The 5,935-nt window shown below is 72.6% G+C and carries 6 protein-coding genes and 2 pseudogenes; 3 read left to right on the top strand and 5 right to left on the bottom strand.

Annotated features, from left to right (window positions below; genetic code table 11):
• A pseudogene (locus VG276_01150) lies at positions 1-258 on the top strand (transposase).
• Positions 259-271: 13 nt separating this feature from the next.
• Here VG276_01150 and VG276_01155 read toward each other — a convergent pair.
• A complete protein-coding gene (locus tag VG276_01155) occupies positions 272-466 on the bottom strand; it encodes a hypothetical protein (protein HEV8648021.1) in 195 nt (64 codons plus the stop codon).
• A 418-nt stretch (positions 467-884) separates the two neighbouring features.
• On the opposite strand from VG276_01155, the pseudogene VG276_01160 reads away from it, so the two are divergent.
• Positions 885-1,079, top strand: a pseudogene (locus VG276_01160) (IS701 family transposase).
• Between the two features lie 184 nt (positions 1,080-1,263).
• Here the strand turns inward: VG276_01160 and VG276_01165 are convergent.
• The 4 genes from VG276_01165 to VG276_01180 all read right to left on the bottom strand — a co-directional run bounded on the left by VG276_01165 (position 1,264) and on the right by VG276_01180 (position 4,210).
• Positions 1,264-2,337 carry a hypothetical protein gene (locus VG276_01165; GenBank protein HEV8648022.1) on the bottom strand — a complete coding sequence of 358 codons (1,074 nt, stop codon included), beginning with the start codon at positions 2,335-2,337 and terminating at the stop codon, positions 1,264-1,266.
• On the bottom strand, positions 2,334-2,894 hold the full coding sequence (locus VG276_01170) for a SigE family RNA polymerase sigma factor (GenBank protein HEV8648023.1): 561 nt from the start codon (positions 2,892-2,894) through the stop codon (positions 2,334-2,336). Before VG276_01170 ends, VG276_01165 begins: the two co-directional genes overlap by 4 nt.
• 48 nt (positions 2,895-2,942) lie before the next feature.
• Positions 2,943-3,344: a hypothetical protein gene (locus VG276_01175; protein ID HEV8648024.1), complete on the bottom strand. Its 402-nt coding sequence runs from the start codon at positions 3,342-3,344 to the stop codon at positions 2,943-2,945.
• Between the two features lie 215 nt (positions 3,345-3,559).
• Positions 3,560-4,210 carry a recombinase family protein gene (locus VG276_01180; protein ID HEV8648025.1) on the bottom strand — a complete coding sequence of 217 codons (651 nt, stop codon included), beginning with the start codon at positions 4,208-4,210 and terminating at the stop codon, positions 3,560-3,562.
• A 214-nt stretch (positions 4,211-4,424) separates the two neighbouring features.
• Between VG276_01180 and pgi the strand changes: the two genes are divergently transcribed.
• Positions 4,425-5,935: glucose-6-phosphate isomerase (pgi, locus tag VG276_01185; GenBank protein HEV8648026.1), on the top strand; the 1,511-nt coding region annotated here is incomplete at its 3' end.

Genomic DNA, 5,935 nt, shown 5'->3' on the forward strand with positions numbered 1-5,935 from the left:
CGGGATGCAGCGGCTGCTCAACCAGGCCCGTTGGGACCCGACGAGGTCCGCGACGACCTGCGCGCCTACGTGATCGAGCACCTGGACGATGTGGCTGCGGTGCTGGTGGTCGACGAGACCGGCTTCTTGAAGAAGGGTCGCAAGTCCGCTGGGGTGCAGCGCCAGTACTCCGGCACCGCCGGGCGGGTCGAGAACTGCCAGCTGGGCGTGTTCCTGGCCCATGCCAGCCCAGCCGGGCGGGCGTTGATCGACCGGGAGTGGTAGCGCACCGTCATCCGCCGACCGCAGCGCCCGCACCGTGCCAGCCTGACAGCAGCGCGCTACCGGCACGCACCGTGCCCGGCGTGTCGGCTCGGGCGGCGTTGGCGGCCAGCCGGGCCAGGTTGGCGCGGTCCTGCTCGACGGTGATGGAGGCGGGCAGCACCCCGGGGACCGCCACCAGCCACTCCTCCTCGGCGCGCACCACTGCCGCACATAGATCACCGCTAGCCGCTCCAGATGCCGGTCGGTCACCTTGCCGCCCAGCCGCTCCCATGGCAATGCCATCACCGCGGTCACGGCCCCACCCCCTCACCGGCCACGACCGCACTCGTCGAAGCCATCTCCGCCCCACGCGCTGCCAGCGCCCGCTGTGCCAGCATCACCAGCCACCGCGCCGCCACCCGGCGGTTGACCTCCGGCAGCCCCGCCCAGCCCACCTCCGCCGCCCGTTCCCGGGCCGGCGTCTGGGGCAGCAGTCCCCCCCGTGGTCCACGACGACACGCCCTCCTCGCCACGCTCCCGGGCCTGCAGCCGCTCGACCACCTCGAGCAGCCGCAACAGCCCCTCACGTCCGAGTATCGGCGTTTGTCCTACCTGACCCTCATTCATGGGTGCATTGTGCTTGGCAGATTGAGGAGCGCTTCGAGCAGGCCAAGGGCGAGGTCGGCCTGGATCACTACGAGGTCCGCCGGTATGACACCTGGCACCGGCATGTGACCCTGACGCTGCTGGCGCACGCGTTCCTGGCCGTCGCCCGCGCGACCGCCACCACGGCGACCTCGGGTGGTGGGCTGGCAAAGGGGGGCACGGCGGCGTAAGAGCTGGCCCGGACCTGCTGCCGCTGACCGTGCCGGAGGTCCGCCGCCTGCTCGCCGGGCTGACCTGGTCCCCACCCCCAGATCCGGGGCGGGTGCTGGCCTGGTCGTACTGGCGTCGCCACCATCAGGCCCGAGCCCGCCGCTGTCACTACCAGCGCCGATCACCGCAACGGCGGCCGCATTGCTAGCCGGTTGGCTGGACTCGCAGCAGCGCTGCGTGGGCGGTGTCGACGATCCAGACCGACCCGGCCCCGGCGGCCACGGCGGGCGCTGGGCCGGCGACCTGGAAGGTGCCGGTGATCTTGTCGGTTGCCAGGTCAATCCGGGTGACCTTGCCGGAGGCGCTGCCCACCCACAGCGACTCGGCGCCGACGGTCAGGCGGTCGGGGACCACCCCGATTGGGATCCGGGCCCGCAGCCGCCCCGACCTGGGATCCAGTCGGTAGACGGCCTGGGTTGCGATGCCGGTCTGCCACATGCTGGCCCCGCCGACGGCGAGCTGGCCGTCCCCGGGAGTCGTGACCGTGTCGGCGATCTGGTTGGTCGACGGGTCGATCCGGGTGACGTGGCTGGGCTGCCCGGAGTACGACAGCCACACGAGCCCGTCGACCACGGCGATCCCGTTGGGCGCCGCGTCGAGGCCTTCGGGGACGGCGACCTGCTGGTTGCTGGCCGGGTCGACGCGCATCAGCCGTGCGCCGGCGCCGCTGGTGACCCAGACCGCACCCGCGCCGGCGGCCAGGTCGCTCGGCCGGATGCCCGTGACCGGGATGGTCGCTGTCACCCGCCCGGTTCGCGCGTTGATGCGCGACACGGTGCCGTCGTTGTTCGCGGCCCAGATCGACCCGTAGCCGGCGGCGAGCCTGCTCGGGTTGCGCCCGACCCGGATCGTCCGGGTCACCGTGTTGGTGGCCGGGTCGATCCGCGAGACGGTGCCCTGGGTGGCGTTGGCCACCCACACGGCCCCGTCGCTGACAAGCACGTCGGCGGGGCCGGCGCCGACCGGGATGGTGGCCGTCACCCGCCCGAACGAGGGGGGCGATGGCGGGGCGACGATCGCGTCCTCGTGTGGCCCGCGCACGCCCACCCAGGCGACCAGGGCCAACGCGGCGGCGGTGGCGAGCGCGGTCACCGCCTTGCCCACCAGGCGGCGGCGCCGGCGGCGCAGCAGGTTGTCGAGGCCGGCGACCGGATCGACCCGGGTGGCGCTGCGGTGGAGCGCCTCGGCGGACGCACGGGCACGAGCGTCGAGGTTCATGGCTCCTCCCGGGCATGCAGGTGCAAGCGGCGGGCGAGCGCCTTCCGGGCCTTGGCCAGGTGGGCCTTGACGGTCCCCTCCGCGCAGTCGAGCACGCTTGCGATCTGCCGGATCGACAAGTCCTCCAGGTAGTACAGCGCGACCACCTGGGCTTGGCGGTGGGGCAGGGCCCGCACCGCCCGCCAGAAGTCGGCGTGCTCGGCGGGCAGCGGGCCCAGGGCGGGCTCACGCCGGGCCGCGAGCCGGGCCAGCGCGCGGGCCTCGACCAGCCGTCGACGCAGCCCGGACATGGCCAGGTTGGCGGCGACCCGTCGCACCCAGGCGGCCTGGTGCTCGTAGGAGCCGACGCGCCCCCAGTCCCGGTAGGCGCGCAGGAAGGCCTCTTGGGCGATGTCCTCGGCAGCCATGCGGCTGCCCGACAGGGCGTAGGCCAGCTCCACCACCCTGGGGTACTCCTCCAGGTAGAAGTGCTCGAAGGGCCCGGGAAGCCGGACGGCCTGTGGCTCGCCGTCTCGGGGAGCACGGGCGGTGCGGCGGGCAGGTCGGGCTGCCGGCATCCGGGCCCTTTCCGGGAATCTCAACCGATACAGTGTGGACCGGTGGGGTTAGGTGGCGGAAGCCGCGTGGTGCAGGCGCCGGCGGGTCGTCGCCGTCCAGCCGGCCATGGCGGCACACCCGCCGACCAGCCCCCCGACCAGGCCGAGGAGCAGGGTGGCGAGCACGCCCACGCCTGGGCCGGGCACGGCCGAGCCCGGCCGCACGGCGGGCGGGGTGGCCGCGACACTGGCGGCTGGAGCCGGTGGGAGGTTGCGTTCCATCCGCCGGGCCAGCGCCACGGCGGCCTGCTCCTGCTCGACTTGTTCGGCCCGCAGGTGCCGGAGCCGGCGGTCGTTCTGATCCTCGATCCTGGTCGGGAGCGGTGGCGCGGCGACGGCGATGGCCGTGGTCGTGGTGGCGAGCGCGAGGCACAGCGCCAGCATGACCAGCGCCCGGTGCGTCCGACTCATGGTGGCCTCCCGGATGCGGCAGCGATTGGTGGCGTGCGTCGCGCGACGACAGCTCCAGAACGATCGGGAGCCCGTCCCGGGTTTACCGCGGATCCAACCAACTTTCCTGACCCGTGAAGATCCCGAGCCCAGCGCACACCCTGCCTGCCAGACTCCGTATCCAGCCGCCACCATGATCGTGGAGCGCACCGCGAAGTGCGGCTGTAGTGCTTGTACTAGGCCCGCCAGGCGTCGGGCGGGATGACGATCCGGGCGGGGTCGACAGTGCGCGCGCCCCGCGTGGCCGGGGCGATCACCACCCGCTCGAGCATCATCGCCAGCACAGCCCGCTGCTGGCCGAGCGAGAGCTTCCCAGCCTCCCAGGTGGCGCGCAGCGCTCCCGGCTCAGTCGGCACGCATAGCTGCGCCGCCCCTGCATGGGCCGGGAGACCAGCCGCGCCCGCACCCCTGGAGGCCGCACACCACGAACCGACGAGCAGGTACCGCACCGGCCGCGACTCGATCATCCGCGCGGGGTTGTTCAACACCGCGCGGACCTGCTCCCAGGTCGCCCGGTCCAGCAGCGGCTCCCATTCGCCTGGGCCGATGATCTCGCCGTAATGCTCAAGCAACGCTGCCGTCCGGGGCGCGGTGAGGATGCGGCGCAGTTGCCGGCGGTCCAGGGGCCGGCCGCGGGTGCCGCGGACCCCGGCGGCGGCCAGTTCGATGGCCAGCTCCCGCAGCGACCGGCCGGCCAGCACCTGCCGGGCCGCGTCCCTGGCGATCTCGGCCTCGGCGGGGACCAGCTCACCCTGGGCGCCGGGCGCGCGGGTAGCGCGGCGGCCAGCTCGTCTCGAGCGATCAGAGGACTCGCGGTCACGTGGCACCTCCGCAACCAGACCGTGTCGTGTGCCGAGGATAGCCATCCCGGGTCGAGCGGGTCCCGCTCCCCCGGGTGAGGCGCCCCGCTCTCCCGGGTACGGCGCCCACCACGCCTCGCCGACCTCCCGTCGGGTACGCTCAGGAGTCGAACCTCGGCGCCGTAACGGGCATGATGCGGGGTGAGACTGCGCCTGGACGGGTCGATCGAGGAGGCGACGGATGGCAGCGGTGACCACCCGCATCACGGACTCCCCCGAGTGGCGGGCGCTGGCAGCGCACTACGACCAGGTGAAGGACATCCACCTGCGGACGTTGTTCGCCGACGACCCGGGCCGGGGCGAGACGATGACGCTCGAGGCCGGCGACCTGTACCTCGATTACTCCAAGCACCGCCTCAGCGGCGAGACACTGGCGCTGCTGGTCGCCCTGGCTGACCGGGCCGGGCTGCGACGGCGGGTCGAGGCGATGTTCGCGGGCGAGCGGATCAACGTCACCGAGGACCGGCCCGTACTCCACGTGGCGCTGCGCGCGCCAGAAGGGACCTCGATCGTCGTGGACGGGGAGGACGTCGTCCCCAAGGTGCACGCCGTGCTCGGCAAGATGGCCGACTTCGCCGGCCGGGTCCGCTCCGGTGCGTGGACCGGCCACACCGGCCGGCCGATCCGCAACGTGGTCAACATCGGCATCGGCGGGTCCGACCTCGGCCCGGCCATGGCCTACGAGGCGCTCAAGGACTACTCGGACCGGTCACGGAGCTTCCGGTTCGTGTCCAACGTCGACGGCACCGACGTGTGGGAGGCGACCCGGGACCTGGACCCGGCCGAGACGCTGTTCGTCGTCTGCTCCAAGACCTTCACGACCCAGGAGACGCTGGCCAACGCCCACACCGCCCGCGACTGGCTGCTCGCCGCCCTGGGGGACAAGGAGGCGGTCCGCCGCCACTTCGTGGCCGTGTCGACCAACGCGGAGAAGGTGGAGGAGTTCGGCATCGACGCCGCGAACATGTTCGAGCTCTGGGACTGGGTCGGCGGGCGCTACTCGGTCGACTCCGCGATCGGCCTGTCGCTCATGGTCGCGATCGGACCGGACCACTTCCGCGAGCTGCTCGACGGCTTCCACGTGATGGACGAGCACTTCCGCGCCGCGCCGTTCGACCGCAACATGCCGGCGCTGCTCGGGCTGATCGGCGTGTGGTACGACGACTTCTTCGGCGCCGAGACCCAGGCGGTCCTCCCCTACAGCCAGCATCTGGCCAGGTTCCCCGCCTACCTGCAGCAGCTCGACATGGAGTCCAACGGCAAGTCGGTCGGGCTGGACGGCGAGCCGGTGGACGTGCAGACTGGTCCGGTGGTCTGGGGCGAGCCGGGCACCAACGGCCAGCACGCCTTCTACCAGCTCATCCACCAGGGTACCAAGCTGGTCCCGTGCGACTTCATCGGCTTCTGCCAGCCCAACCACCCGGTCGGCGACCACCACGACCTGCTCATGGCGAACTTCCTGGCCCAGACCGAGGCGCTGGCGTTCGGCAAGACGGCCGAGGAGGTCGCGGCCGAGGGCGTGCCCGCCGCCCTGGTGCCCCACCGCACGTTCCCGGGCAACCGCCCGACCTCGACGATCCTGGCCGCCAAGCTCACGCCGCGGGTGCTCGGGCAGCTCGTGGCCCTGTACGAGCACAAGGTCTTCACCCAGGGGGTGATCTGGAACATCAACTCGTTCGACCAGTGGGGCGT

Source organism: Actinomycetes bacterium (assembly GCA_036000965.1).
Classification (GTDB): Bacteria; Actinomycetota; CALGFH01; order CALGFH01; family CALGFH01; genus DASYUT01.

Excerpts from the sequence above, each read along its gene's own strand:
- VG276_01170 (HEV8648023.1), bottom strand. The coding sequence starts at position 2,894 with ATGCCGGCAGCCCGACCTGCCCGCCGCACCGCCCGTGCTCCCCGAGAC.
- VG276_01165 (HEV8648022.1), bottom strand. The coding sequence starts at position 2,337 with ATGAACCTCGACGCTCGTGCCCGTGCGTCCGCCGAGGCGCTCCACCGC.
- VG276_01175 (HEV8648024.1), bottom strand. The coding sequence starts at position 3,344 with ATGAGTCGGACGCACCGGGCGCTGGTCATGCTGGCGCTGTGCCTCGCG.